This window comes from Brevundimonas sp., from assembly GCF_030682035.1.
In the GTDB taxonomy this organism is placed as follows: domain Bacteria; phylum Pseudomonadota; class Alphaproteobacteria; order Caulobacterales; family Caulobacteraceae; genus Brevundimonas.
In genome coordinates this window covers 178,075-202,872 of sequence record NZ_JAUXQZ010000045.1, presented here as the reverse complement: position 1 = coordinate 202,872, position 24,798 = coordinate 178,075, and the positions used below count along the sequence as shown (strand labels likewise).

Sequence of the window (24,798 nt, the reverse complement as noted above, 5' to 3'; positions counted from 1 at the left end):
GTAGGTGATGTCGCCCGCCGCCGGCTGGCGACTGACGGTAAACTCGGGCGTCCAGATGCGGTTGGCGAGGCCGTAGCCCCGCGCGGTCGAGGAGTTCTCGCCCGAGCCGCGAGCGGCGCGCAGATCAAGCACAAAGCCCTGAGGTCCACGCAGAGCCGCGGCCTGGGCCTCGACGGCCGCGTTGAAGGCGGGCCAGCCGGCGCTGTCGGCGAAGGAGTGGACGTGCAGCCAGGGCCGCCCGTTGACCGTCTCCACCGCCAGCGGCGTGGCCGGCGGCATATAGACGGTGGCGCGATAGGCGGCCTCGAGGTCTCCGGGAGCCATCGGGACCGGGCGGATCTGGATATCGCGCGGACGGCCGCGGCCCGACTGGAAGCTGCACATCGACGGGACGCCGGCGGCGAACGGATTGTTCCGGTTCCACATCAGATAGGGGGCCGAGGTCACCCGCCCGGCCTCGGTCTCGAGGTTGCCCTCCCAACGGTCCAGCTTGTTGCGGGCGAATTCCTCGATCGGGGTGAGATTGCACTCGACGACCGCGTCGCCGACCCGCGGCGCGCCACGCGTGCCCGGCTTCACATAGGTCACCACATAGCGGCCGTTGCGCCACCCCGTCGTGAAACCCGGCCAGCTGATGCCGAAATACGGACCCATTCCCTCGAAGGTGGGATCGACGCGGATGTTCGAATCGCGGAACCCGCCAGCGTAGTAGCGCAGCAAATAGGCGTGGCTGTCGCCGCTGTTGACGTCGTTCGCCCGGCCCAGGGCGTCCTGCAGGCCCGCGCCCAGCCAGGACTGGAAGGTCTGGCTCGCCGCGCCCGGCAACGCCGGCGCCGGATGGTTCGCCGCCAGTTCGTCATGCATCTTCTGCAGGTCGTGCCGAGCCAGGGCCCGGAAGTCCTGGGCGACGACCGGGCTGGCGCCCAGAATTAGGGTGAAGGCGGAAGCGGCGGCGAAGGTAAGCATGCGAGACATCAGGTCAGGCTCCGGGCCAGTAAGCGGGACAGGGACGGGATCAGAATGATCGGGCGGAGATGAACGGGACTGGAACGGGGTTAAACCCCATCGGTACCGCCCTTGCCAACCCCATACCCGGCTCAGGTGAACGCCCCGTCTGGTTTACTCACGCGGGATCGCGGCCTAATCGGGGCGGACCCCTCACGCCGCGATCACGTTCGCCTCAGATTCAAAGACGCCAAAGACCGCAGCATGTTCTCCAAAATCCTGATCGCCAACCGCGGCGAAATCGCTGTCCGCATCATCAAGACCTGCCGCCGCATGGGAATCGCCACGGTGCAGGTCTATTCCGAGGCCGACGCCGGTTCGCTGGCGGTCGAGATGGCGGACGAGGCCGTGCTGATCGGCCCGGCCCCCGCGGCCCAGTCCTATCTGCTCGCCGACAGGATCGTCGAGGCGGTGCGCCGGACCGGCGCCCAGGCGGTCCACCCCGGTTTCGGCTTCCTGTCCGAAAACGCCGGCTTCGCCCGCCGCCTGCGCGACGAAGGCATCGCCTTCATCGGCCCCAACCCCGAAGCCATCGAGGCCATGGGCGACAAGATCAGCTCCAAGAAACTGGCCGCCGCCGCCGGCGTCTCCACCGTTCCCGGCCACATGGGCCTGATCGAATCGACGGAAGAGGCGATCACCATCGCCAACCAGATCGGCTATCCGGTCATGATCAAGGCCTCGGCCGGCGGCGGCGGCAAGGGCATCCGCGTCGCCCGTTCCGACGCCGACATGGCCGAGGGCTTCGCCGCCGTGAAGGCCGAGGCGCTGGGTGCCTTCGGCGACGACCGTGTCTTCCTCGAGAAATTCATCATCGACCCGCGCCACATCGAGATTCAGGTGATGGGCGACAAGCACGGCAACGTCGTCCACCTGTTCGAGCGCGAGTGCTCGATCCAGCGGCGGAACCAGAAGGTCATCGAGGAGGCCCCCTCCCCGCTCCTCGACCCCGAGACCCGCGCCGCCATGGGCGCCCAGGCCGTCGCCCTGGCCAAGGCCGTGAATTATGACTCGGCCGGCACGGTCGAGTTCGTCGCAGGACAGGACAAATCCTTCTTCTTCCTCGAGATGAACACCCGGCTTCAGGTCGAGCATCCGGTCACCGAAATGATCACCGACGTCGATCTGGTCGAGCAGATGATCCGCTCGGCCTGGGGCGAAAAACTCGCCTTCGCCCAGACGGACCTCGCCATCAAGGGCTGGGCCATCGAGAGCCGCATCTACGCCGAGGATCCCTATCGCGGCTTCCTGCCCTCCATCGGCCGCCTGATTCGCTACGAACAGCCCCGGGAAGGCCCCCACGCCGACGGATATACCGTCCGCAACGATTCCGGCGTCCGCGAGGGCGACGAGATCAGCATGTTCTACGACCCCATGATCGCCAAACTGTGCGCCTGGGGCGAGACCCGCGACGCCGCCGTCGACGGCATGGCCCGGGCGCTGGAAGACACCCACATCCAGGGCGTCGGGCACAACATCCCCTTCCTCGCCGCCGTCATGGATCAGCCGCGCTTCCGCTCGGGGAACATCTCGACCAGCTATATCAAGGACGAGTTCCCCGAGGGCTTCCACGGCCTCCTACCCGACCGGCGGCAGACCGATATCCTGATCGCCACGGCTGCGGCCATGAATGAGATCGCCTCGGAACAGTCCGGCGACCCCTCCGAACGCACCGACTGGATCGTGCTGGTCGCCCCATTGGGATCAGGGGGGGGAACCGGCCCGGGCGACGCTCACGGCGTCTCGCTCGGCTATGATGACGATGAGGCCCTGACGCTGGAACTGGTGGGCGAGGACCGCGCCCTGCTGCTCTCCGACATCGACTGGCGCCCCGGCCTCGCCCAGTTCCGCGCCACCCTGGACGGCGCGCCCTATACCGCCGAAGTCAGCCGCGTCGCCGACGGCTTCGTCATCCGCACCCGCGCCGCCCGCGCCCGCGTCCGCGTCCTGACCCCCGCCGTCGCCGCCCTCTACGCCCGCCTGCCGGAGAAGGTCGCCGCCGACACGTCGAAGCTGATCCAGTCCCCCATGCCGGGCCTCGTCGTCGCCATTCCCGTGATCGTCGGCCAGGAGGTCAAGACCGGCGAGACCGTCGCCATCATCGAGGCCATGAAGATGCAGAACATCCTCAAGGCCGAGCGCGACGGCGTGGTGAAGGCCGTGGGCGCTGCAGCCGGTGATCCCGTGGCGGCGGATGATGTTCTGGTGGAGTTCGAATAGCCGGTCCGAGGCTCAGCCGGGCAGCGTCACACTTTCCGGTTCGGCTTCGGCAGCGGTCAAGGCCCCTCTGACGGCAGTGGCCAGTTCGGACAGCCGGAACGGCTTGCGCAAGACGTTCGACAGTGACATCACCCGGTCGACTGCGTCCATGTCGGCGTAGCCCGTCGCCATGATAATCGGCATCCCCGGAGCGATCACGCGGGCTCTCTCCACGACGTCGACGCCGCTGATGCCGGGCATGGCGTAATCGACGATGGTCAGGTCGGGAGCCAGGCTCCCGATCAACCCAAGGCCCTCCTCGCCGCTCGGGGCCTGATCCACGCGGTAGCCGAGGCCCTCGAGGCATTCGACGATGAACCGCCGGACCGCGGCGTCGTCGTCGATCACCAGGATGCGCTCCCGTGGCCCATCGACCACGGTGTCAGGCAAGGCCGCCTCGCCCGCCCCTGCTGCGACCGCCTCGGCCGCCGGAAGCCATATTTCGACGGTCGAGCCCTGACCCTCCACGCTTTCCAGCCGGACCGTCCCCCCGGACTGCTGGGCGATTCCGTAAACCTGACTCAGCCCCAGCCCCGTGCCCTTGCCGATCGGCTTGGTGGTGAAGAAGGGGTCGAACACCTTGGCCAACAGGTGGGGCGGGATGCCGGAGCCAGAATCCGCCACCATGACCACCGAATAGTCCCCCGGTGACAGATCACCGCCCGCAGCCTGACGCCGGCTCGTGCCGATCTTCAGAATGCCGCCCGTCGGCATCGCATCACGCGCATTGATCGCCAGATTCAGGACAGCGAGTTCCAGCTGGTTGCCGTCCGCCCTGGCCCAGGGCGACCCGGAGTCCAGCGCCATCTCGATCCGCACCATGGGCCCGATGGTGCGCCCCAGCAGATCGTGCATCCCTTGCAGCATGGCGTTGAGATTCACCGCCTCCAGCATCAGGTTCTGGGTACGCGAGAACGCCAGCAGCTGATGGGTCAGCTTGGCCGCCCGTTCCGCCGCCTGCCGCGCGTAGTCGGCCAGCTTCGCGGTCTTTTCATCGTCCGTGCGCCGCTCGATCAGCTCCAGGTTTCCGAAAATGACGGTCAGCAGATTGTTGAAGTCGTGAGCGATCCCACCCGTGAGCTGACCGACCGCCTCCATCTTCTGGCTCTGGGCCAGCGCGGCCTGCGCCCGCTCGCGTTGGGCGGTCTCCTGCATCAGCCGGTTGTTCGCTGACGAAAGTTCCTCGGTTCGCTCGGTGATGCGGGTCTCCAGCGACCCGTTCAGGCTCGTCAGCCGCCCCTCCGCGAGCCGAAGCTCGTCCAAATGGCGCCGCGCCTCATACTGCCGCTTGCGGCCTCGCATCGCCGAATCAACGGCGCTGCCAAGGGTCTCGCTGTGGACCGGTCGCTCCAGCACCACCACATTGCCGAGGCGCTCAAGCATCCGCAAAGCCTCCGGCGGACGCCGCCCTGCGCGCTTGGTCGCCAGAAGGATAAAGGGAAAGTCCGACCACGACGGCTGGTCCGCCAGCCATTGGTCCAGAAGTGCGCAGTCCGTGTCCAGCAGGGACTCTTCCGTCAGAACCGCAATCGCGGCCCCGCGTTGCGCCGCTTTCGCGACGGCGGTGCAGCTGTCGCAGATGACGCATTCATGGCCTGCCCGCGCAAGAATTTGTTCGATCACGGCGGCGTCCCGACCCCTGAGGGCGAGCAGCAGGATCCGATCTTCCACCCCTCACCCCTGGCCGGCGGCGGGTTCGGCGGACATCAGCGGCGTGGAACCTCGATAGTTGGGCAGGCCGGTCAGCACGCCCTCGAAATTCTTCAACGGTTCGCCGATCTGCACGCCGCCGCGCGCAAGACGGAACTCCCGGATGCTCGACTGGTGCTCGGTCGTGCGGCTCTTGGCGACCGAAACGGCCTTCAGCACATTGCCCCGTGACTCGAAATAGCGGAACAGCACGATCGTATCGGACAGATAGCTCAGATCGATCTCGGACCTGACATCGCCGACGATGCCGTGTTGACCCAGGATCAGCACCGTGATCACGCCCTGCTGGTTCAGGTAGCTCAGCATCTCGTGCATCTGCAGCAACAGGTATTTCTCGCCCGGCATCGCCTGCAGGAAGGCGTTCAGGCTGTCGATGGCGATGAACCGGACGCCGTCCTTCTCGACCGCGCGACGAATCCAGCTGGCGAATTCCCCGGGCGTCAGTTCGGCGGGATCGATCTGGAAAATCTGCATCATGCCGCTGTCGATGTGGGGCTGCAGGTCCATGCCCAGGGTCCTGGTCCGGGCCAGCATGGTGGTGATGCCTTCATCGAACAGATAATAGGCCGCCCTTTCGCCGCGTTCGATCGCGCTGATCGCGGCGCACACGGCGGTCGTGGTCTTGCCCACGCCCGACGGACCGTTCAGCAGGGTGTTGGTGCCGGGCGACAGACCGCCGCCCAACATCTCGTCCAGCTGATCGATGCCGGTCGAGACCAGCGCCTCATTGAACTCCCTGTGGTGGTCGGCCGCCACCAGACGCGGAAACACCGCGACGCCCCCTGTCTCGATCGCAAAATCGTGGAAACCGCCGCGATATTTTACGCCCCGCATCTTCACCACGCGCAGCCGGCGCCGCTCCGAGCCATACTCTTGCGCCGCCTGCTCCAGGGTGATGACCCCGTGGGCGATGCTATGCAGTTGCAGATCCCCGGGATCCGAACTGCGGTCGTCCAGCAGCAGCACGGTGCAGTTTCGGGTCGAAAAATACTGTTTCAGGGCGAGTATTTGCCGCCGGTAACGCAACGAATTCTGCGCCAGCAGCCGCATTTCCGACAGGCTGTCGAACACCACGCGACTGGGCTGCAGACGCTCGACGCAAGCCATCACCCCGGCAATGGTTTCGCCCAGTTCCACCTCGGACGGGTCCAGAATGGACTGCTCGCTTTCGGGGTGCAGGCCGTCCTCGCTGACCAGTTCAAACAGTTCGATCCCGTCCAGTGTCCACCCGTGGCTGTGCGCGACGTCCTTCAGTTCGGCGGCGGTTTCGGACAGCGTAATATACAGACCCCGTTCGTCCTGCCGCACCCCTTCCAGCAGGAATTGCAGCGCGATCGTGGTCTTGCCGCTGCCCGGTGTCCCCTCCAGCAAATACGACCGGTTCGCGGTCAGACCGCCTCCAAGCACAGTGTCCAGCTCGGCAGTCCCTGTCGATATGCGCGGCAAGGCTGAGGCGGCAAGCTTGGCGGTCATCGGCTGTCCCGGGCGTCGCTCGCGATTTGAGCCGAGATTGAACGAGCTTTGCCGGAATTGGCTCCTCGTTCCGGGCAAAAAACCGCACAGCTTGCCGCCGGCGGCGCGGATACGGCGAGCGGACGGCTCGGTTCAATCCCGCCTGCTCAACTGTCCGCGACCGGCCCGAACACCCGGCGGAAACTGGTTTTGAGGGCCACGTCCGCCTCGTCCATCGTCGCCGGGACACCCAGATCGACCAGACTCGTGACGCCGTGCTCGGCGATGCCGCACGGCACGATGCCGGTGAAATGGGTCAGGTCCGGCTCCACGTTCAGGCTGACGCCGTGGAAGCTGACCCATTTGCGCACCTTGACGCCGATGGCGGCGATCTTTTCTTCACGGGACCCGCCCGGCCCTTTCCGCTCTACCCAGACTCCGACCCGGCCTTCGCGCACATCGGCGGGAACGCCGAACTCGCCCAGCACGCCAATGAGCCACTGCTCCAGCCCGCGCACGAAGGTCCGCACGTCCCGGCCCCGCTGGTTCAGGTCCAGCATCACATAAGCCACCCGCTGGCCCGGCCCGTGATAGGTGAACTGCCCGCCCCGGCCGCTGCGGTGAACCGGGAAGCGGGCCGCGTCGAGCAGGTCGCCGTCTTTCGACGACACCCCGGCCGTGTAGAGGGGCGGATGCTCCAGCAGCCAGACCAGTTCCCCGGCCTCGCCCGCCGCGATGGCCGCCGCCCGGTCCTCCATGGCCGCGACCGCCGCCTCATAGGCGACACAGCCTTCCGACACCGCCCATTCGACAGGGCGGCCGTCGGCCCTGTGGAGCTTGGACAGGGCCAGCTTCGATATGGTTTCGCTTAAGGCTTGGGAAAGCATGACGCCTCCAATGTGGGGGTCAGGAGCGCCATGCAAGTCCAGACCGCCCACGAACCCGCCTCCTCAGAGTCAGCGTCAGAGTATCCAGTGAGTCAGATCGAAGCCGTTCAAGTCGAAATTTCGGTCGTCCTGGGACGTTCTGTCCTGCCGATGAGTCAGCTGCTGCGGATGGGCCGCGGGGCGGTGATTCCGCTCGACGCCTCGGAACATGACGAGGTCTGGATCCTGGCCAACAACCACCCGGTCGCCCGCGGCGAGATCGAAATCCGCGACGACCGCATCGCCATCACGGTGACGCGAGCGGCGGATGTGTATGACTTCATGGCGGGGGCGGCCTGAGGAGCGGTTGGTGGCGAGTGGCGAGGGTGTTCGCCAGCCGCTTCAGCCGCCGGGTATGCCCGCCTGCATAGGGCCGTAAACTCGCCACTCGCCACCCGCCACTCGCCACTCACTTCGCCCCTTCCCTTCCGCGCCTCTCTCCGCTATCAGCCCCGCTCCGATGCGAGCGGTCGTGGCGGAATTGGTAGACGCGCAGCGTTGAGGTCGCTGTTCCCTAACCGGAGTGGAAGTTCGAGTCTTCTCGACCGCACCATCTGATTTTGACAGGGCGAAACATCGGCGAACAGCTGATCTGAAAACAGGGGAGGCCAAGCGTGAGCAAAACCGCAGACGCCCCCCTGCCTGTCGCCTCCCGTAATGAACCCGATCACGACGCCCTGGACGAGGATTACGTCCTGACGGCCTCGTTCGTCGAAAAGGTCGTTGACGCGTCGGACGCCGGCGACGGCCTGAGACTCCGTTCACTGCTGGAAGACCTGCACCCGGCTGACGTGGCCGATCTGATGGGCTTTCTCACCGTCGAGCATCGCGCCGTGGTGGTGCTGTGGCTGCCGCCGGACCTGCTGGCGGAAACCCTGCCCGAGTTGGACGACAACATCCGCGAGGAGGTGCTGGAGCGCGTCCCGCACCTGACCCTGGCCGAGGCCCTGCAGGAGCTGGACTCCGACGACGCCGCCGCCGTGGTCGAGGACCTGGAGGACGACCAGCGCGAGCGGGTGCTGGCGGCCATGCCCGAGGTGGATCGCGCGGCGATCGAGAACTCGCTGCGCTATGACGAGGATTCCGCCGGTCGCCTGATGCAGCGCGAGGTGATGGCCGCACCGTCGTTCTGGAACGTCGGCGACACCATCGACCACATCCGCAAGCAGGGCGACGACCTGCCCGAGCTGTTCTTCGACATCTATATCGTCGATCCGTCGAACAAGCCGGTGGGCGGCCTGCCGGTCAGCGGCCTGCTGCGCGCGTCCCGCACGATCGCCCTGGTCGACATCATGGAGCCGATCAATGCGATCGCGGTCGATCAGGACCAGGAAGAAGTCGCCTACATCTTCGAGAAATATCACTTGATCTCGGCTCCCGTCGTCGATGCGGCGGGCCGGCTGGTGGGCCAGATCACCGTCGATGACATCGTCAACATCATCCAGGAAGAGAACCGCGAGGACATCCTGCGCTTGGCGGGCGTGTCGGATGAGGACCGCGGCTCGTCGGTGTCCGAGATCGTGCGCGGCCGCGTGCCGTGGCTGGCGATCAACCTCGGAACGGCGGTGCTCGGCTCAATCGTCATTTCGTGGTTCGAGGCCACGATCGCCCAGATCCTCGCCCTGGTGATCCTGTTGCCGATCGTCTCGGCCATCGGCGGCAACGCCGGCACCCAGGCCCTGACCGTGACCGTGCGCGCCCTGGCGACGCGTGAATTGAACAGCTCCAATGCCGCGCGGACCTTCCGTCGCGAGCTGGCGGTCGGCCTGGCCAACGGACTGGTGCTCGCCCCCCTGATCGGGACCGCGGCGGGCCTCTGGTTCCGGGACTGGCGCATCGGGGCGGTGATCGGCATGGCCATGGTGCTGAACCTGTTGGTCGCGGCCACGGTCGGGGTGCTGACGCCCCTGACGCTGTCGCGGCTGAAGTTCGACCCGGCCGTGTCCTCGGCCGTGTTCGTGACGGCGACGACGGACTTCTTCGGCTTTTTGATCTTCCTCGGTCTGGCGAGCATCGTGCTGTTGTAAAGCGGCGCGACCCTTGCTGGCTCTCTCTTCGGGCGAGCGCGCCCGTCTCGATTTGGGTCAATCCGTGTCCGAAACGCCCACGCCCCGTCTGAAGGTCTCCCGCAAGGGGATGGTCCTCATCAAGAGCTTTGAGGGCTTTCGTCCGCGCGCCGTGCAGGAAGAGGACGGTCGCTGGGTCATCGGCTACGGCCACACCGCCTCTGCCCGCGAGGGCCTGATCATCGCCGAGGCGGACGCGGAACTGCTGCTGCAATACGACCTGATGCCGGTGACGAAGGCGCTGAACGAGCAGGTTCGGGGCCCGCTGAACCAGTACCAGTTCGACGCCCTGGCCAGTTTCGCCGTGTCCGTGGGCGTCGATCGCTTCCTGGCCTCCGATGTCCTGCAAAAACTGAACGAGGGTCATGCCGGCCAGGCCGCGGACGCTCTGATCGGCTGGCCCGAAGACGCTTCCCCCGACGACCGCCTGCGCCGCCGCGCCGCCGAGCGGGCGCTGTTCGTCGCCGATCCGGCCTCGCCGGTCACCCTGGCTGAGCTGCTGGCCGCCCCCCTGCCCCCGCCGCCGGTTGAGGCGGCGACCGGGACCGAAGCCGCCGCCGTCGAGCCCGATCCGGCCCGGGTGCCTGAGGCCCCCGCCTTCGAATCCCCGGTCTTCCAGCCGGCGGATGCGGTGACGCGGATCAATCTGGACCGCTATTCGCCCTATGCCGCAGCGATTATCGGCCCCCTTCCCGGCTTCGCCCCGGTCGGTCTGGTTCCAGCCCCGGACGCTGCGCCCGTCGTCGCGCCCGAGCCGGAGCCGACGGCGCCCGAGCCTGAAATAGCGCCGGCCGAAGCCGCCATTCCGGTCACGCCGCTGGTGTCCGCTGCGCCCCTTCCGTCGCCCTTCCCCGCGATGGACCCGGAGCTGGTCCTGACGCCCGCCACCGAGCTTGATTTCGTCGAGGCCGAGCGCCCCGTGTGGCCATCGGACGAGCGCGCTCCGGTCCCCGCCGCCGAGGAAACTGTCCTGTTCCAGGACGAGCCGACCCTGTCGGTCTTGCGCCACGAGGTCGAGCCCGCCGGTCCGCGCCGCTTCGACTGGAGCGAAACCGGCGCCTTTCTGATCATGGGCGGCGTCGGCCTGGCCGCCTGCGGGGCCTCGGCCGCCGCCTTCCGGCTGGCTGTCGAACAGCCATCGCCGATGGGCGAGACCACCGTCATCGCCTGGGCCCTCGCCCTGATCGGCGTGGTCTGCGTCGGGGTGTCGTCGTGGAACCTGTATGTGCGGTGGGGCAAGCCGGACTAGAAGTCCTCCCCCATCGGAGCATGGTGGAGGGGGCCGATCCCCGCCGCCCGTGTCCGGAGTCGGCCCCCTCCACCGCGGAGCCTGTCCTCGGGCTCGCCGAAGGCGAGACCCGGGGGCGGTCCCCCTCCCGCTCTCGCTTCACTCGGGGGGAGGATTGGTGCTACGCCGCCGTCATGAGCATTCCCAACGCCCCCCAATCGATGGAATTCGGCCTCGGCGAGAACGCCGACATGATCCGTGAGACCACCGCCCGCTGGGCGACCGACCGTCTCGCGCCGCTGGCCGCCGGGATCGATGAGAGCAACGCCTTCAAGCGCGAGCTCTGGCCCGAGATGGGCGAACTGGGCCTGCACGGCATCACCGTCGAGGAAGAGTTCGGCGGCCTCGGCCTCGGCTATCTCGAGCACGTCGTGGCGATGGAGGAGGTGTCGCGCGCCTCCGCCTCGATCGGCCTGGCCTACGGGGCCCACTCCAATCTGTGCGTCAACCAGATCCGCCGCTGGGGCACCGAGGAGCAGAAGCAGAAATACCTGCCCCGGCTGATCTCGGGCGAGCACGTCGGTTCGCTGGCCATGTCGGAGGCCGGCTCGGGCTCCGACGTCATGTCGATGCGCACCCAGGCCCGCAAGGACGGCGACCGCTATGTCCTGAACGGCACGAAATTCTGGATCACCAACGCCCCGCACGCCGAGACCCTGGTGGTCTATGCCCGCACCGGCGAGGGCAACGGCGGCGTCACCGCCTTCCTGATCGAGAAGGGCATGAAGGGCTTTTCGGTCTCGAAGAAGCTGGACAAGATGGGCATGCGCGGCTCGGACACCGCCGAACTGGTGTTCGAGGACTGCGAGGTCCCGGACGAGAATGTCATGGGCCCGGTCGGCGGCGGCGCCGGCGTGCTGATGAGCGGCCTGGACTATGAGCGGACGGTGCTGTCGGGCGGTCCGCTGGGCATCATGCAGGCCGCGCTGGACGTGGTCCTGCCCTACGTCCGCGAACGCAAACAGTTCGGCAAGGCCGTCGGTTCGTTCCAGCTGATGCAGGCCAAGGTCGCCGACATGTACGTCGCCCTGAACAGCGCCCGCGCCTATGTCTACGCCGTGGCTCGCGCCTGCGATCAGGGCAAGACCACCCGCTACGACGCCGCCGGCGCCATCCTGCTGGCGTCCGAAAACGCGGTGAAGGTCAGCCTCGAGGCCGTGCAGGCGCTCGGCGGCGCCGGCTATACCCGGGAATGGCCCGTCGAACGGCTGGTCCGCGACGCCAAGCTCTACGACATCGGCGCCGGGACCAACGAGATCCGCCGCTTCCTTATCGGGCGGGAGTTGCTGGGGAGCTAGGAACCTCCGATCCCTTCCCCCACCGGCGCTCGGGGATTGACGATTGTTAAGTGGCGCCCACCTGTCTACCGGCCTAGATCGAGACACCTCGTCCGGATGCCCCGTCGCCAATGCCCGACTACGACTATCAGAGCGACGCCCGCCCCTTCTCGCAGGTGATCGAGGACATCGGCGCCAAGGACGACCCGAGGCTCTATCTCGGGGAGTTGGTGAATGCCTTCGGCGAGCGCGGCTTCGGCGCCCTGATGCTGTTCTTCGGCCTGCTCAGCGTCGCCATCGGCATCATTCCGGGAACGACAACGATCCTCGGCGCCCCGCTGTTGCTGATAGGCCTGCAACTGGCCATCCGCCAGGACCAGCTGTGGCTGCCGCGCTGGGCGCTGGAGCGCTGGATCGAGCGCGAGACCTACCGGCACGGCGTGGAGAAGGTGCTGCCGCGGCTGAGAAAGATGGAACGACTGTCCCGGCCCCGCCTGTCGATCATGACCAGCGAACTGTCCGAGGTCCTGATCGGCATCGCCACTGTGTTGCTGGCGATTGTTCTGGTCCTGCCGATCTGGGGTGGCAATCTGGTGCCGGCGCTGATCATCGCGACCTTCGGCTTCGGACTTTTACAGCGGGACGGGCTGGCGATTGTGATCGGCTGGAGCGCGATCGCGCTTATCGTCGTCGCGGCCCTGCTGATCTGGCTCACCTGGACCTGGGTTTCCCCCTACCTCTTGCCGTTCTGGGCCTGGCTCAACGGCCTGCTTCCGCAGGCGTGGGCCTGGCTGGGCGGGCTATGGGGCGGCTGAAGCCGGCGCTGCGGTCGGTCACGCTCGAAGAGACTCAGGCGGCCTGCTGGGCGCCCGGCCCCGGTCCCGCAAGCCCCTGCATGACCATCTTGTTGATGTCGATCAGGGCTTCAAAATCATCCTCGCCGCGCATGATCGCCGACGAGTGACGGCTGACGAACAGGCTGATCGAGATGATCTGGGCCTTCAGGGCCGGAACCATGGCGTTGTCGGGATCGGAGCAGTCGGTGGCCAGGGCCGACCACAGCCGGCGATTCCAGTCGAGAGCATCGATCCGCGCGGCAATCTCCGACGACTCCAGGGTCGAGGCGTGCATCAACGCCCGGGTGACCTGCCCGAACAGCCGATACTCCATCTCACGCGGAGTCTCAGCCCGTGCGGCCGCTGTCTTGTACGCCTGCAGCGACATTGGCCAGACCTTCCTCATACTCAACCAGTTTACGCGCCGCCATCAGCGCCTTGTAGTATTCGCGCGCCATCACATGGCGGGAAGCCGCCACGCAATCGGCCAGAATTTCGGGATTGCGCGAGGCGCCCATGAACTCGCTGAGGCGCAGGGCGAACTCGTCATAGACCTTGGCCGCCGCCGCCTCGTCCAGGTACATCATCATGACCGGGAAATAGATGCGCTTGGCCGGAGTATTGGCGTCCTCGGGCTGGAGAATGTCCTTCTCGCGCAGCACCGACGCCTTGTTCTGCAGGATCAGCACACCGCGACGATCGCCGTTCTGGACGACGGCGCCGTTGAGGACGAATTTTTCGCCGGGCTTCAGCGACAGCTTGAGCGGCATTTGAGAGAGCGTCTCCTGACAGGCTCCCGGCGACGTTAGGAAGCCGGGACCAAACGCAGCCTAAACAACCGTGGTTAACCATCCCTTGTCCAACCTTGGCCGCACTCACTCGAGCCTACAATGATGATGGGCAAAACCACGCCATTGGATCCCGGTCGCCCGCGGGAACATCGGGCCAGCACCGGACGTTGATCCCCCAACAGGAGGCGACGACATGCCCGAGATCGACGGCTATTCGGACGACCAGGCGCAGTCGGAAGTCTATGACGAGACCCACATCGACGATGAGGGCGACGGCGAAGTCCTGCTGGATGAAGCCGATCTCGTGCTGGACGTCACCCAGATGGCCGGCGACGCCGACGAAGAGCCGTTCGACGAGGACGCCGAGGATGATCTGGACGAGGTGCAGGGCGCCTCGGGCATCGAGGCCGAGGCCGACGCCCTGCTGGGCGTGGACGGCGAGCGCCTGACCGAAATCGACGGCGAAAGCGCCGGAGGACGCGGTCCGGACGAGGTCGAGCTGGTCTATTCCGGCCTGATGCGCAACGCCCGCGGCGCCCAGGCCAGCGCGGCCCACTGGGAAGCCAAAACCCTGTCGGACGACGACATCGCCGGCCTCGGCTATGGCCCGGACGGCGACGAAGACCATCCCGCGAATTAAGGAGGGCGACATGACTGCTCATACCGACCACACCCCGCCGTCCCCGCGCGACGACTGCGATCCGGATACGCCGCATGCCAAAAAAGCCGCGCGCGAGACCGGCAAGCCGGATCAACTGCGCGAGAACGAGCGCGATTCGGAAGACCGGCAAGAAGCCCTGCTCGACGAAGGACTGGAAGAGACCTTCCCCGCCAGCGACCCGGTCTCGGCCAAACGGATCACCTGATCCGCGTCAGTTTTTCACCCGCCAGGTCGCACCCTGCGGCCCATCCATGACGACGACGTTCAGGGCATTCAGCCGGTCGCGGATTCGGTCCGCCTCGGGCCAGTCCTTGCCCGCGCGGGCGGCGGCGCGCTGTTCCAGCAGGCCCTCGACCTCGAGCCGCAGATCGTCCGACACCTCGCCTTCCAGCCAGTCCGCCGGATCAGCCTGAAGCATGCCCAGAACCGCCCCGGCCGCGACCAGCTCGCCCTTGGCGCGGGCCACGACGCCGTGGTCGCCGGCGGTCATGGCGCGCTCGATCTCGCTGGACAGGGCGAACAGGGTCGCCATGGCGCCGGGCGTGTTGATGTCGTCCTCGATGGCCTTGAGGAAATCCTCGGACGGCTCGTCGCCATTGGCCTGAACCCCCGCCGCGCGATGCAGGGCGCCGTACAGCCGGTCCAGCGCCTTGCGGCTCTGGTCCAGCAGCGACTGGTTCCAGTCCAGCGGCTGGCGGTAGTGGGCGCTCAGCAGGGCCCAGCGGACCACCTCGCCCGGGATCGCCTGCACCAGATCGTGCAGCAGCAGCACGTTGCCGATCGACTTGGACATCTTCTCCGCATCGACCGTCAGAAAGCCGTTGTGCATCCAGTAGCGGCTGTATTCCACGTGCGCCTCGGGCGAATGGGCGTGGCCGTGGGCGCAGACACCCTGGGCGATCTCGTTCTCGTGGTGCGGAAACACCAGATCGATGCCACCGCCGTGGATGTCGATCGGCAGGCCCAGCGTCTCCTCGATCATGGCCGAGCATTCGATATGCCAGCCCGGACGCCCCTCGCCCCAGGGCGACGGCCACGACGGCTCATCGGCCCTGGACGGCTTCCACAGCACGAAGTCGTGCGGATTCTTCTTGTAGGGCGCCACCTCGACCCGGGCCCCAGCAATCATGTCGTCGAGGTTCCGGCCCGACAGCCGGCCGTAGGTGTCGTAGGACGAGACATCGAACAGGACATGGCCTTCGGCCGCATAGGCGCAGCCGTGATCCATGATCGCGCCGATCTGTTTCACGATGGCGTCCATGTGGTCGGTGACGTGGGGCGCGAGGTCGGGCGGCGAGACGTTCAACCGGCCCATGTCCTCCAGATAGGCGGCTTCGTAGCGCGCGGTGACCTCGCCGATCGCCGTGCTCTCCTTGGCGGCCTTGGCATTGATCTTGTCGTCCACGTCGGTGACATTGCGGGCGTAGATAACCTTGTCGGCTCCATACTGACGGCGCAGCAGACGCACCAGCACGTCGAACACCACCGGCGGCCGCGCATTGCCGATATGGGCATAGTCCCAGACCGTCGGGCCGCAGACATAGAGGGTCACCCGATCCGGATTTCGCGGCGTGAACACGCGCTTTTCGCGGTGCAGGGTGTCGTGCAGGGTCAGCGGCATAGTGAGGCGGTGGCTTTCAGTTTTCTTGCAGGACGGACCGGCGGTCCCATATACGCCGCCAAGCTGATAAACAGTCCCCCGTGACTTACAAAGTCGCGCGTCCGAGAACCGCCTCATGAGCCTCACTCCCGTCAAGCCCGTTCTGGTCGGCGACAACGACCTGGCCCAACGCCCCAGCCGCGATGAAGCGCTGAAGGCGGTCCGCACCCTGCTGGCCTGGGCCGGCGACAATCCCGACCGACCCGGCCTGATCGACACGCCGCGCCGCGTCGTCGACGCCTATGGCGAATGGTTCGATGGCTATGACGCCGACGTCGAAAAGGAGCTGAGCCGCACCTTCGAGGACGTCCAGGGCTACGATGACATGGTCCTGTTGCGCGAAATCGAAGTGGAGAGCCACTGCGAGCATCACATGGCCCCGTTCCTCGGCAAGGCCTATGTCGCCTACATCCCGAACGAAAAGGTCGTCGGCATCTCCAAGCTGGCCCGCGTGGTCGAGATCTTCTCGCGCCGCCTGCAGACCCAGGAAGTCCTGACCAACCAGATCGCCGCCGCCATCGAATCGCACCTGCAGCCGGCCGGCGTCGCCATCATGATCGACGCCGAGCATCAGTGCATGACAACCCGAGGCGTGCACCACCGCCACGTTTCCACCATCACCACCCGCTTCACTGGCGTCTTCAAGACCGACGCGGTGCTGAAGGATCGCTTCCTCAGGCTTGCGAAGGGCTGATAGGGCTCGCCTGAAAGGCGTATTTGGGACAATCACGGGGCGATGGAACCCCAACCCGCCTGAACCCGCTTTACAAGCCGGGTCGGGGACGCCAAGAGACGAACCGAACGTCATAGCTTGCGCTCGCCGCGATCGCGTCGAGCCCGATGGAGAGAGCGACACATGGGCTCCAAACTTTCCGGACCTGCCGGCCAGGGCGGCAAGACGATCGAGCAGAACGCGGACATCAACGTCACGCCGTTCGTCGATATCATGCTGGTCCTGCTGATCATCTTCATGGTCGCCGCGCCCATGGCCACCGTTTCGATCCGCCTCGACCTGCCGCCGGCGACGCCGCCGGCCGACAATGAAAAACCGAAGGAGCCGGTGTACATCACCATCCAGGATACTGGATCGATCTTCCTGGCCGATCGCCAGACGACGATCGAGACTCTGGCCACCGACGTCTGCACCGCCCTGGCCGTCGCCACCGACTGCCGCGAAGAGCGCGTGTTCGTGCGAGCCCAGCCGGATGTGACCTACGACCAGTTCATGGAAGTCATGAACACCCTGCAGGAGAACGGCTTCTTCAAGGTCGGCCTGCTGAACGAAGACATCGAATAGGCGCCACGTCGCGCTGAACGACCAGAGGCCGCGTCCCCGGGGACGCGGCCTCTTTCGTTTGCGTCCCTCAACCGCTGAAGGCCAGGGGAAAGACCTTTACTGCACCGACTGCCGGGGCGGGGCCGGCGTGGCGGCGGCGGGCGCCGTATAGGGCCGCTCGCCCTCGGATTCGGCCGGAGCCGGCGGTGCGGGGGCCGGCGTCCGGGCGGCCGGACGGGCGGCGGGACGGCGCGCGGGCGCGCGGGCGGCGCGGACTGGCGCGGGAGCCGGGACGTTCGCCGCCGCGGCGGGCGCGGACGCCCCCCCGGTCGGCGGTGTGGCAGGAACGGCGGCGGCCGCAGCCGTCTCCGTCGCGGGCGCAGCCGCCGCGGATGCCGCGGCCGCACGGGCGGCCAGTTGCTGGCGCGCCTCGAACCGCCGGGCCAGTTTCTCGGTCAGGGTACGGGCCGCGGCGGGATCCATCTGGGCCATGATGGCGGCCAGGGACCGCGGGCGCATGGCGGCGGCGACGGGCAGGCGGACATCGTCGTCCAGGGTGGCGAAGACGCGGGCCGCCTCGCGCGGACGCATGGCGGAATAGACCGCCACCATGCGATCGGTCTCGGCCTTCTCCTGCTCGCTCACCTGACCCAGCAGAACGCGGACCTCGGCCTTCACAGCCTCGAGAGCGGCCACCCTGGCGTCCAGCTTCTGTTCGGCAGTCGCCAGCAGAGGCAGCATCGAGGCGAGATCGACGTCGCGCGCGTCCAGTTCGATGCGGCGATTCTTCAGCGCATCCAGAATACGCATCTCCGCCGGCGACAGGCCCGCCTGCTGTGCCAGTTGTTCCGGCGTCAGGGCGCAGACCGCCACAGCGGCGGGGACGGCGGCGGCGCCGGCGGGCACGGCTTCCTCGGCCCAGGCGCGGGCGCCCTCGAACAGGCCGGGTGCCACGCCGACGGCGCGAACCAGAACCACCCCGCCGATGGCGACGGCGATCAGCGGCAGAAGGCGGGGGATCTTGCTCATGGTCGGCTACTCCAAGCCCTCAAGCCGACGAACGCCGCGCGTTCGCCAAAGGGCCACACGAATGATGCTCAGGCGGCGAACAGGTCTTCGTCGAGGTTGCAACGGCTCTGGTTGAGGCTTTGCTTCGCAGCCTGGTTAGCGGTCCGGCCCGCCGTCAGGGCGCCGAGGATGGCGGCGACCGGCGCAGGCGCGCGCGTCGCCGGGGCCATGCCCTGGATTCGTTCCGCCAGAGCGGCCATGCGCAGGGCGCGCTCGTCTTCAGCCGTGACGGCGACGGGAGCGCGGGTAGCGACCAGCACGGGCTTCGGCGCCTCCTGGGGAGCCGCCCTCGGGGTGTCCGGAGCCCGGGCGATCAGGGCTTCCAGCTGGGCCTTCACTTCCCGCGCCTTGACGATGCGGTCATGCAGCAGGTCGGTTTCCTGACCCGAAGCCCGCAGGCTGGCGAGGGCGGCCTCGGCCCGGCCCGCGGCCGCGTTGAGTTCGGTGACGGCCGTGGCGAAGGCCTGCTGGCCGGCGCGAAGGGCGGACAGCTTCTTCTCCAGCCGCACGCCGTAGCCGAGCGCGGCCACCAGCAGCAGCATCAGCACGCCGTCGAGGATCATTCCGGTCATCAGCGTCTTCCCTTTGTCAGACTGGTCGCGGCTTCGATGCTTATCGGCGCCTCGATCCGCACGGCGATGTTCTGCCCCTTGCGGCCCATCTTGCCGATCGTGACCGGAATGGGCCCACAGCGGACCGAGATATCCGAATCGGGCGTGGCGTTGAGCATCAGCGTGTCGCCGACCTTCAGATCCAGCACCTTTGAAAGCGGCAGCTGCTGCTCGTCCAGCACCGCGCGCACCTCGGTTTCGGTGGTCCAGAGCTCGGTGGCCAGGTGGCCTTCCCAGATGTTGTCGCGGCCGAACTTCTCACCCATGAACTGCTGCAGCAGCATCTTCCGGATGGGTTCGAGCGTGGCGTAGGGCAACAGCAGTTCGATACGGCCGCCCCGGTCCTCCATGTCGATGCGCAGCTTGACCAGGATCGCGGCGTTGGCCGGGCGGGCGATGGCGGCGAAGCGCGGATTGGTTTCCAGCCGGTCCAGGCTGAAATGCACCGGCGTCAGCGGCTCGAAGGCGGCGCGGGCGTCGGCCAGCACGACCTCGACCATTCGCTGCACCAGCACCCGTTCGATGGTGGTATAGGGCCGCCCCTCGATGCGAAGGGCCGCGGTGCCGCGACGGCCGCCCAGCAGCACGTCGACGATCGAATAGATCAGGTTGGAATCGACCGTCAGCAGGCCGTAGTTGTCCAGCTCCTCGGCCCGGAACACCGCCAGAATGGCCGGCAGCGGGATCGAGTTAAGATAGTCCCCGAAACGGATCGACGAGATGTTGTCGAGACTGACCTCGACGTTGTCCGACGTAAAATTGCGCAGCGAGGTCGTCATCAACCGCACGAGACGGTCAAAAACGATTTCGAGCATCGGCAACCGCTCGTAGCTGACGAGGGCGGAGTTGATGATGGCGCGAATGCCCGAGCGCTCGCCGTCATCGCCCTCGCCCATGTCGAAGCCCAGCAGGCTGTCGATCTCATCCTGGTTCAGGACGCGTTCGGACATGGAGGACGGACGCGCGTCGTCCGTATCGGCTTCAGCGAACGGGTCGGCGCTTTCGGCGAAGGCCGCATCGGTCATGCTTACTGCACCAGCATTTCTTCGATCAGGACGGCGTCGACCTTGCCGGGCGCCGCGATCAGATTGACCCGGCGCAGGATTTCGGCGCGAAGCTGAAAGGTGCCACTCGAGCCGGCGAGATCCTCGGGCCGCAGCTCGCGCAGGAAGCCTTGAAACATGTCCTGCAGCCGCGGCATCTCGGCCTGCAACTGCTCGGCCACATGAGCGTCGCGGGTTTCCAGCGTCAGTTTGAGCTTGAGGAAAGTGGGTCGGCCGTCGGGGGCCTGAATGTTCACGACCAGGTCCGGCAGGGTGAAGAAGGTGACGCCGTCAGGCCCCTCGGCGATCACGCCCAGGGAGCCGTCAGCGGCCCCGTCAGCGGGGGAGCCATGGCTTCCGCCCTTCTTCTCGGCCTTCTTGTCATGGCCGCCCTTCTTCTCGGCGCCGTGGCCGCCCTCCTCGGCCGAGGCAGGCTTGGGCTGCATCAGGAAGAAGGCCGCGCCCCCGCCGCCGCCCAGGACCACCAGGGCGGCCGGGATGACGATGAACAACAGGGGAAGCTTCTTCTTCTTCGGCGCAGCGCCATCCTCGCCCTCAGCGTCGGAGGCGTCCGAAACGGCCGGCAGGTTGGCGGCCTCGTCGTCGCCCTCCTTGGCGCCTTTCTTCTTGCCGAATTTGAACATGGACCACGCCCCGGGAATCTCTCGGCCCATACGAGCGTTTTTTGGTTAACGAGCCGCTAAGAACCGGCAAATCCTGCCGGGTGCTCGATGCGGCAAGCTCGGCCAAAGTCCCGTCCGTACTGGATTAACCCTCTTGGCACGACCGTTGCGAGGGGATGGCCGAAAGGAGCCGCCCCGTGGAAAATGCCGCCTATGTCGGACTGTCACGCCAGATGACGCTGCGCCGCGAGCTCGACATCGTGGCCAACAACATCGCCAACGTGGACACCAGCGGCTTCAAGGTCGAACAGTTGCTGGTCGGCGCCGAGATCGGCGAGCGGGCCCGCAACGCCTTTATCCGGCCGAGCGCCAGCTTCGTGCTGGATAACGGCATCGGCCGCGATTACGGCCAGGGCGCACTGGAACAAACCGGCCGCAATCTGGACTTCGCCATCGAGGGCGAAGGCGCTTTCTTCAAGCTCAATGACGGCGCCGGCGAAGCCTATACCCGCGACGGCGCCTTCACCCTGGACCCCGAAGGCCGGCTGACGACCGAGGGCGGCGCGGCCGTTCAGGGCGACGGCGGCGAGATTATCCTCAACCGCGCGCTGGGCGAACCCGCCGTGGCCGCCGACGGCACGATCAGCCAGAACGGCGCGACCGTGGGCCGTTTGTCGATCGTCCGCTTCGATACTCTGGCCGCGCTCGAAAAGGGCGGCGACGGCCTGTACCGCAACGCCTCCAACGCCACCGCCATCGAGGCGACCGACGCCCGTGTACGTCAGGGCATGCTGGAAGGCTCCAACGTCAACCCGATCCTCGAGATCACCAATCTGATCGAGATCCAGCGCGCTTACGAGAGCGTGACCCGGATGATCGAGAACACCAACGACCTGTCACGCCGCGCCGTCGAGCGGCTGGGCCGGGCATAGAAGGGAAGACTGAGACATGCGCGCGCTCAGAACTGCAGCCTCGGGCATGGCCGCCCAACAGCTGAACGTCGAGGTCATCTCGAACAACATCGCCAACATGAACACCGTCGGGTTCAAGCGGCAGCGGGCCGAGTTCCAGGACCTGCTGTACCAGAACGTCGAACGCATGGGCGCGCAGTCGTCAAGCCAGGGCACGGTCGTTCCAACCGGCATCCAGATCGGCGCGGGCGTCAAGGCCGGCAGCGTCTATCGCATCACCGACCAGGGCTCCCCCACCCAGACCGGCGGTCGCTACGACATCGCCATCGACGGACGCGGCTATTTCCAGGTTTTGCTGCCGTCCGGCGAGACCGCCTTCACCCGGGCCGGGAATTTCGCCCTCAACGGCGAGGGCCAGCTGGTCACCGACGACGGCTATGCGGTGCAGCCCAACATCTCGATCCCGCAGGACGCGGTCGACGTGACCATCTCGAAATCGGGCCAGGTCCAGGTCATCACCGCCGGTACGACCGAGCCCTCGGTCGTCGGTCAGCTGGAACTGGCCAGCTTCTTCAACGAGGCGGGGTTGGAAGCCATCGGCGACAACCTGCTGATGGAGACCGCCGCCTCGGGCGCGGCCAATGTCGGCACCCCCGGCGAGGTCGGCTTCGGCCAGCTGCTGCATGGCTATACCGAGGCCTCGAACGTCGATGCGGTGTCCGAAATCAGCGCCCTGATTATCGCCCAGCGTGCCTATGAGATGAATTCCAAGGTCATCAGCACCGCTGACGAAATGCTGCAGGTCAGCGCGCAGGTGAAATCGTGAAATCCCTGATCCTCGGCGCCGTCGCGGCCCTTTTGGTCGCGGGCGCGGCGGTCGCGGGTCCGGTGACGCTGAAGGCCAACCCCGTCGACAGCGATGGCCGGGTGACCTTCGGCGACCTGTTCGATGGCGCCGGAGCGGCGTCAGACGTCGTGATCGGCGCCCGGGCGGGACCCTCCATCGTCTTCGAGGCCGGACAGCTTCAGAGCCTGGCGCGTCAGTCGGGCCTGGACTGGGCAAATCCGACCGGGTTGCGCCGGGTGGTGGTGCGCAACGCCGCCGCCGCGCCGTCTGCGACCGCCCCCACGTTCGCAGCGGTTGCGGGCGAAGCCCCACCGGTCGCCGCCGCCCGGCCCCAGCCTGCCCGCGCCGCCCTGGCCGAGCGCGTCATCACCCGCAACGACATGGTCGAGGTCGCTTATGAAGTCGGCGGCGTGCGCCTGACCATCACCGGCCGCGCCGAAGGCAATGCCGCCGTCGGTCAGCGTCTGGCGGTTCGCAACCTGCAATCGGGCCGCACCATCGACGCCGTAGCCATCGGCCCCGGTTCGGCCCTCGCCGGTCCGGCCTCGCAAGACGCCCGCGCCACCCAACAGCTCGCCGCCCGATAGAGGGATACAGTTTTATGCGTACCGTCCTGATCGTCACCGCCGCAGCTCTCTCGTTGGGCGCCTGCTCCACCGCTATCGAGGCCGTGCGCGGACCGGAGCTGGCCCCGATCGGCTATCCCGCCGCCCTGATGCCGACCAGCCAGGCCTATCTGCCCTCGCCGGAGCAACAGCAGGCTGACCGCGCCGCCAGCGCCAACAGCCTGTGGCGCGCCGGGGCCCGCACCTTCTTCGGCGACCAGCGCGCGCGCCGGATCGGCGACATCGTGACGGTCAGCATCGACATCGACGACCGCGCCCAGACCCAGAACACCACCGCGCGCAGCCGCACCAACGACGTCACTGGCGGCGTCACCAATTTGCTCGGGCTGGAGAACAGCCTCGGCCAGGCCTTCCCCGGCGGATTCGACCCCGCCAATCTGGTCGGGCTGGCGGGGGCCTCGAATTCGAACGGATCCGGCTCGGTGAACCGGTCCGAGAAGGTCAGCCTGACCATCGCGGCCGTCGTCACCGACGTCATGGTCAACGGCAATCTGGTCATCCAGGGCCGGCAGGAGGTTCGCACCAACCGCGAGGTGCGCGAACTGACCGTCGCCGGCATCGTCCGGCCCGAGGACATCAGTTCGGCCAACACCATCGCCCATACCCAGATCGCCGAGGCCCGCATCAGCTACGGCGGTCGTGGCGACATCAGCCGTGTCCAGGCCACGCCCGCGGCACAGTCGCTGGTCGAGCGCTTCAGTCCGTTCTAGTTGGGCCGCGCTCGTCGGCCCTCCGGACCCTGCCGAACCGACGCGGTGGCGCCGGGCGTCGGCCTGGCCCCGGGCTGCCGAGGCCCCTTCGCCGAACACGCGATAAATTCATCACACCCCAGGCGAGGTCCGGATGCGTCCAAGCGGGGCCGTGAACCGTTAATGGACTCTAGCGTTTCGACACCAGACGCGAGATTCCCTGATGCTCAAGATCGCCATTCCAGCCGTCGCCGCCCTCGGGCTGATCGCCTTCGCCGCCCGGTCGCAGGCGACAAACCTTGATGTTCAGACCGGGGCTGCGCCGATGGGCTGGCATCTCAGCCACGAAGGCTCGTTGGCTAAACTGGCTTATGGTGTTGAGAACTCGGACCAGGTCGCCCTGATGATGACCTGCGAGCGGGGCCAGACGCAGGCGACCGTCTATGGTGATGTCCAGCCGGCCAGTCCGCGTCTGATCAAGACCTCCACGGCAGCCGCGATCGATCCCCTCGGCGGGGAACTGGCCGCCGAGACGCGGATTTCGGTTCGCGATCCGGCGCTGCGACAGCTGGCCCGAAGCGGCAAATTGGCGGTCGAGGCCGACGCCGGACAGTTCGAGCTGTCCGCCAACCCGGCCGAACGCCGCCTGATCGGCGACTTTTTCGCCTATTGCGGTTCGGAGCGCGTCTGACCACAACAGTGGACGGACCATTCTGCGGGGCCTGAGCCATGATTGCCTTGTTCGTCGCCGCGGCCCTGGCCGCGCAGAATCCGCCGCCCGAACCCGCCTGGACCTGGACCCTGTACGCCGACGCCGAGCCTGTGGTCCTGGCGCATGAAGTCCCCGACACCGCCAGTCTGCGCACCACCCTGGAATGCCATCCGGGGACGAGCGTCGCTAGACTGACCCTGTACGGCGGCGCGCCCCTGGCCGGTATGGCGCGGGTCACCGCCGGCGACGCATCCGCCGTGGCCGAAGCGGCGACGGCGCGGGCCGGGGCCACCAAACTGGTGCTACGGACGGATCACCCGGTCTTCGCCGCCTTCACCGTCGACGGTCGTATGGCGATCATCATCGGTGATCAGCGCCGGCCGGTCGAGGTTCCGGCCGCGCACCTTGCCAAGCTGCGCCGGTTCGCCGAACTGTGCTCTGGCTGATTGCGGGAGACGTCG

Annotated in this window: 27 protein-coding genes and 1 tRNA gene; 17 read left to right on the top strand and 11 right to left on the bottom strand. The window is 67.1% G+C overall.

Features of this window, described 5'->3' with window-relative positions; genetic code table 11:
• The coding region (locus Q8K49_RS13720) for a hypothetical protein (RefSeq protein ID WP_305306643.1) at nt 1-975 on the bottom strand (975 nt) is incomplete at its 3' end.
• Nucleotides 976-1,209: 234 nt separating this feature from the next.
• Between Q8K49_RS13720 and Q8K49_RS13715 the strand changes: the two genes are divergently transcribed.
• On the top strand, nt 1,210-3,225 hold the full coding sequence (locus Q8K49_RS13715) for an acetyl/propionyl/methylcrotonyl-CoA carboxylase subunit alpha (protein ID WP_305306642.1): 2,016 nt from the start codon (nt 1,210-1,212) through the stop codon (nt 3,223-3,225).
• A 12-nt stretch (nt 3,226-3,237) separates the two neighbouring features.
• On the opposite strand, the gene Q8K49_RS13710 is transcribed toward Q8K49_RS13715, so the two are convergent.
• The 3 genes from Q8K49_RS13710 to lipB all read right to left on the bottom strand — a co-directional run bounded on the left by Q8K49_RS13710 (nt 3,238) and on the right by lipB (nt 7,313).
• Nucleotides 3,238-4,935, bottom strand: coding sequence for a response regulator (locus Q8K49_RS13710; RefSeq protein ID WP_305306641.1), 1,698 nt, complete (start codon nt 4,933-4,935; stop codon nt 3,238-3,240).
• A 3-nt stretch (nt 4,936-4,938) separates the two neighbouring features.
• Nucleotides 4,939-6,447: an ATPase domain-containing protein gene (locus tag Q8K49_RS13705; protein WP_305306640.1), complete on the bottom strand. Its 1,509-nt coding sequence runs from the start codon at nt 6,445-6,447 to the stop codon at nt 4,939-4,941.
• Between the two features lie 146 nt (nt 6,448-6,593).
• Nucleotides 6,594-7,313 carry a lipoyl(octanoyl) transferase LipB gene (lipB, locus tag Q8K49_RS13700; RefSeq protein WP_305306639.1) on the bottom strand — a complete coding sequence of 240 codons (720 nt, stop codon included), beginning with the start codon at nt 7,311-7,313 and terminating at the stop codon, nt 6,594-6,596.
• A gap of 30 nt (nt 7,314-7,343) precedes the next feature.
• Here lipB and Q8K49_RS13695 point away from each other — a divergent pair, with 30 nt between their 5' ends.
• The 6 genes from Q8K49_RS13695 (at nt 7,344) to Q8K49_RS13670 (ending at nt 12,798) form a co-directional block, all read left to right on the top strand.
• Nucleotides 7,344-7,652: a FliM/FliN family flagellar motor switch protein gene (locus tag Q8K49_RS13695; protein ID WP_370867783.1), complete on the top strand. Its 309-nt coding sequence runs from the start codon at nt 7,344-7,346 to the stop codon at nt 7,650-7,652.
• A gap of 166 nt (nt 7,653-7,818) precedes the next feature.
• Nucleotides 7,819-7,905, top strand: a tRNA-Leu gene (locus Q8K49_RS13690).
• Between the two features lie 61 nt (nt 7,906-7,966).
• Complete coding sequence (gene mgtE, locus Q8K49_RS13685) at nt 7,967-9,379, top strand: magnesium transporter (RefSeq protein WP_305306637.1); 1,413 nt, start codon at nt 7,967-7,969, stop codon at nt 9,377-9,379.
• Nucleotides 9,380-9,443: 64 nt separating this feature from the next.
• On the top strand, nt 9,444-10,667 hold the full coding sequence (locus Q8K49_RS13680) for a lysozyme (protein ID WP_305306636.1): 1,224 nt from the start codon (nt 9,444-9,446) through the stop codon (nt 10,665-10,667).
• Between the two features lie 173 nt (nt 10,668-10,840).
• Nucleotides 10,841-12,004, top strand: a complete 1,164-nt coding sequence (locus tag Q8K49_RS13675) for an acyl-CoA dehydrogenase family protein (RefSeq protein WP_305306635.1) — start codon at nt 10,841-10,843, stop codon at nt 12,002-12,004.
• A gap of 110 nt (nt 12,005-12,114) precedes the next feature.
• Nucleotides 12,115-12,798 (top strand): exopolysaccharide biosynthesis protein, encoded by a 684-nt coding sequence (locus Q8K49_RS13670; RefSeq protein WP_305306634.1) that lies wholly within the window; start codon nt 12,115-12,117, stop codon nt 12,796-12,798.
• Nucleotides 12,799-12,832: 34 nt separating this feature from the next.
• Here the strand turns inward: Q8K49_RS13670 and flaF are convergent, their stop codons facing one another.
• Both flaF and flbT read right to left on the bottom strand, forming a co-directional pair.
• Nucleotides 12,833-13,207, bottom strand: a complete 375-nt coding sequence (gene flaF / locus Q8K49_RS13665) for a flagellar biosynthesis regulator FlaF (RefSeq protein ID WP_305306633.1) — start codon at nt 13,205-13,207, stop codon at nt 12,833-12,835.
• Entirely contained in the window at nt 13,167-13,589 is a 423-nt protein-coding gene (flbT, locus tag Q8K49_RS13660) for a flagellar biosynthesis repressor FlbT (RefSeq protein ID WP_305306632.1), read from the bottom strand. The genes flaF and flbT overlap by 41 nt, the downstream gene beginning before the upstream one ends.
• A gap of 214 nt (nt 13,590-13,803) precedes the next feature.
• Here flbT and Q8K49_RS13655 point away from each other — a divergent pair, with 214 nt between their 5' ends.
• Both Q8K49_RS13655 and Q8K49_RS13650 read left to right on the top strand, forming a co-directional pair.
• Complete coding sequence (locus Q8K49_RS13655) at nt 13,804-14,250, top strand: hypothetical protein (RefSeq protein WP_305306631.1); 447 nt, start codon at nt 13,804-13,806, stop codon at nt 14,248-14,250.
• A 10-nt stretch (nt 14,251-14,260) separates the two neighbouring features.
• A complete protein-coding gene (locus Q8K49_RS13650; protein ID WP_305306630.1) occupies nt 14,261-14,476 on the top strand; it encodes a hypothetical protein in 216 nt (71 codons plus the stop codon).
• 6 nt (nt 14,477-14,482) lie between these two features.
• On the opposite strand, the gene cysS is transcribed toward Q8K49_RS13650, so the two are convergent.
• Complete coding sequence (cysS, locus tag Q8K49_RS13645; RefSeq protein ID WP_305306629.1) at nt 14,483-15,892, bottom strand: cysteine--tRNA ligase; 1,410 nt, start codon at nt 15,890-15,892, stop codon at nt 14,483-14,485.
• Between the two features lie 115 nt (nt 15,893-16,007).
• Here cysS and folE point away from each other — a divergent pair, with 115 nt between their 5' ends.
• A complete protein-coding gene (gene folE / locus Q8K49_RS13640) occupies nt 16,008-16,625 on the top strand; it encodes a GTP cyclohydrolase I FolE (RefSeq protein ID WP_305306628.1) in 618 nt (205 codons plus the stop codon).
• Nucleotides 16,626-16,787: 162 nt separating this feature from the next.
• Nucleotides 16,788-17,228: a biopolymer transporter ExbD gene (locus Q8K49_RS13635; protein WP_305306627.1), complete on the top strand. Its 441-nt coding sequence runs from the start codon at nt 16,788-16,790 to the stop codon at nt 17,226-17,228.
• Between the two features lie 96 nt (nt 17,229-17,324).
• Here Q8K49_RS13635 and Q8K49_RS13630 read toward each other — a convergent pair whose 3' ends face one another.
• The 4 genes from Q8K49_RS13630 to Q8K49_RS13615 form a co-directional block, all read right to left on the bottom strand.
• Nucleotides 17,325-18,236, bottom strand: a complete 912-nt coding sequence (locus Q8K49_RS13630; protein ID WP_305306626.1) for a MotE family protein — start codon at nt 18,234-18,236, stop codon at nt 17,325-17,327.
• Nucleotides 18,237-18,304: 68 nt separating this feature from the next.
• Nucleotides 18,305-18,847, bottom strand: coding sequence for a DUF6468 domain-containing protein (locus tag Q8K49_RS13625; protein ID WP_305306625.1), 543 nt, complete (start codon nt 18,845-18,847; stop codon nt 18,305-18,307).
• Nucleotides 18,847-19,911: a flagellar motor switch protein FliM gene (gene fliM, locus Q8K49_RS13620; protein WP_305306624.1), complete on the bottom strand. Its 1,065-nt coding sequence runs from the start codon at nt 19,909-19,911 to the stop codon at nt 18,847-18,849. The genes Q8K49_RS13625 and fliM overlap by 1 nt, the downstream gene beginning before the upstream one ends.
• A gap of 2 nt (nt 19,912-19,913) precedes the next feature.
• The gene (locus tag Q8K49_RS13615; RefSeq protein ID WP_305306623.1) at nt 19,914-20,573 is read right to left on the bottom strand and encodes a flagellar basal body-associated FliL family protein; all 660 of its coding nucleotides are present in this window, start codon (nt 20,571-20,573) and stop codon (nt 19,914-19,916) included.
• 176 nt (nt 20,574-20,749) lie between these two features.
• Here Q8K49_RS13615 and flgF point away from each other — a divergent pair, with 176 nt between their 5' ends.
• The 6 genes from flgF (at nt 20,750) to Q8K49_RS13585 (ending at nt 24,783) form a co-directional block, all read left to right on the top strand.
• Nucleotides 20,750-21,484, top strand: a complete 735-nt coding sequence (gene flgF, locus Q8K49_RS13610; RefSeq protein WP_305306622.1) for a flagellar basal-body rod protein FlgF — start codon at nt 20,750-20,752, stop codon at nt 21,482-21,484.
• A 16-nt stretch (nt 21,485-21,500) separates the two neighbouring features.
• Nucleotides 21,501-22,289, top strand: coding sequence for a flagellar basal-body rod protein FlgG (gene flgG / locus Q8K49_RS13605; RefSeq protein WP_305306621.1), 789 nt, complete (start codon nt 21,501-21,503; stop codon nt 22,287-22,289).
• Nucleotides 22,286-22,897, top strand: a complete 612-nt coding sequence (locus Q8K49_RS13600; protein WP_305306620.1) for a flagella basal body P-ring formation protein FlgA — start codon at nt 22,286-22,288, stop codon at nt 22,895-22,897. The genes flgG and Q8K49_RS13600 overlap by 4 nt, the downstream gene beginning before the upstream one ends.
• Nucleotides 22,898-22,911: 14 nt before the next feature.
• On the top strand, nt 22,912-23,646 hold the full coding sequence (flgH, locus tag Q8K49_RS13595) for a flagellar basal body L-ring protein FlgH (RefSeq protein ID WP_305306619.1): 735 nt from the start codon (nt 22,912-22,914) through the stop codon (nt 23,644-23,646).
• Between the two features lie 202 nt (nt 23,647-23,848).
• Nucleotides 23,849-24,316 carry a hypothetical protein gene (locus Q8K49_RS13590; protein ID WP_305306618.1) on the top strand — a complete coding sequence of 156 codons (468 nt, stop codon included), beginning with the start codon at nt 23,849-23,851 and terminating at the stop codon, nt 24,314-24,316.
• A gap of 38 nt (nt 24,317-24,354) precedes the next feature.
• Nucleotides 24,355-24,783: a hypothetical protein gene (locus Q8K49_RS13585; protein ID WP_305306617.1), complete on the top strand. Its 429-nt coding sequence runs from the start codon at nt 24,355-24,357 to the stop codon at nt 24,781-24,783.
• Nucleotides 24,784-24,798: the final 15 nt, after the last annotated feature.

Bases quoted from the DNA above. Each gene is read 5' to 3' on its own strand.
- Q8K49_RS13715 (WP_305306642.1), top strand. From the start codon at position 1,210: ATGTTCTCCAAAATCCTGATCGCCAACCGCGGCGAAATCGCTGTCCGC.
- Q8K49_RS13705 (WP_305306640.1), bottom strand. From the start codon at position 6,447: ATGACCGCCAAGCTTGCCGCCTCAGCCTTGCCGCGCATATCGACAGGG.
- lipB (WP_305306639.1), bottom strand. From the start codon at position 7,313: ATGCTTTCCCAAGCCTTAAGCGAAACCATATCGAAGCTGGCCCTGTCC.
- Q8K49_RS13695 (WP_370867783.1), top strand. From the start codon at position 7,344: ATGCAAGTCCAGACCGCCCACGAACCCGCCTCCTCAGAGTCAGCGTCA.
- Q8K49_RS13675 (WP_305306635.1), top strand. From the start codon at position 10,841: ATGAGCATTCCCAACGCCCCCCAATCGATGGAATTCGGCCTCGGCGAG.
- Q8K49_RS13670 (WP_305306634.1), top strand. From the start codon at position 12,115: ATGCCCGACTACGACTATCAGAGCGACGCCCGCCCCTTCTCGCAGGTG.
- flaF (WP_305306633.1), bottom strand. From the start codon at position 13,207: ATGTCGCTGCAGGCGTACAAGACAGCGGCCGCACGGGCTGAGACTCCG.
- flbT (WP_305306632.1), bottom strand. From the start codon at position 13,589: ATGCCGCTCAAGCTGTCGCTGAAGCCCGGCGAAAAATTCGTCCTCAAC.
- Q8K49_RS13655 (WP_305306631.1), top strand. From the start codon at position 13,804: ATGCCCGAGATCGACGGCTATTCGGACGACCAGGCGCAGTCGGAAGTC.
- Q8K49_RS13650 (WP_305306630.1), top strand. From the start codon at position 14,261: ATGACTGCTCATACCGACCACACCCCGCCGTCCCCGCGCGACGACTGC.
- cysS (WP_305306629.1), bottom strand. From the start codon at position 15,892: ATGCCGCTGACCCTGCACGACACCCTGCACCGCGAAAAGCGCGTGTTC.
- folE (WP_305306628.1), top strand. From the start codon at position 16,008: ATGAGCCTCACTCCCGTCAAGCCCGTTCTGGTCGGCGACAACGACCTG.
- Q8K49_RS13635 (WP_305306627.1), top strand. From the start codon at position 16,788: ATGGGCTCCAAACTTTCCGGACCTGCCGGCCAGGGCGGCAAGACGATC.
- Q8K49_RS13630 (WP_305306626.1), bottom strand. From the start codon at position 18,236: ATGAGCAAGATCCCCCGCCTTCTGCCGCTGATCGCCGTCGCCATCGGC.
- Q8K49_RS13625 (WP_305306625.1), bottom strand. From the start codon at position 18,847: ATGACCGGAATGATCCTCGACGGCGTGCTGATGCTGCTGCTGGTGGCC.
- fliM (WP_305306624.1), bottom strand. From the start codon at position 19,911: ATGACCGATGCGGCCTTCGCCGAAAGCGCCGACCCGTTCGCTGAAGCC.
- Q8K49_RS13615 (WP_305306623.1), bottom strand. From the start codon at position 20,573: ATGTTCAAATTCGGCAAGAAGAAAGGCGCCAAGGAGGGCGACGACGAG.
- flgG (WP_305306621.1), top strand. From the start codon at position 21,501: ATGCGCGCGCTCAGAACTGCAGCCTCGGGCATGGCCGCCCAACAGCTG.
- flgH (WP_305306619.1), top strand. From the start codon at position 22,912: ATGCGTACCGTCCTGATCGTCACCGCCGCAGCTCTCTCGTTGGGCGCC.
- Q8K49_RS13590 (WP_305306618.1), top strand. From the start codon at position 23,849: ATGCTCAAGATCGCCATTCCAGCCGTCGCCGCCCTCGGGCTGATCGCC.
- Q8K49_RS13585 (WP_305306617.1), top strand. From the start codon at position 24,355: ATGATTGCCTTGTTCGTCGCCGCGGCCCTGGCCGCGCAGAATCCGCCG.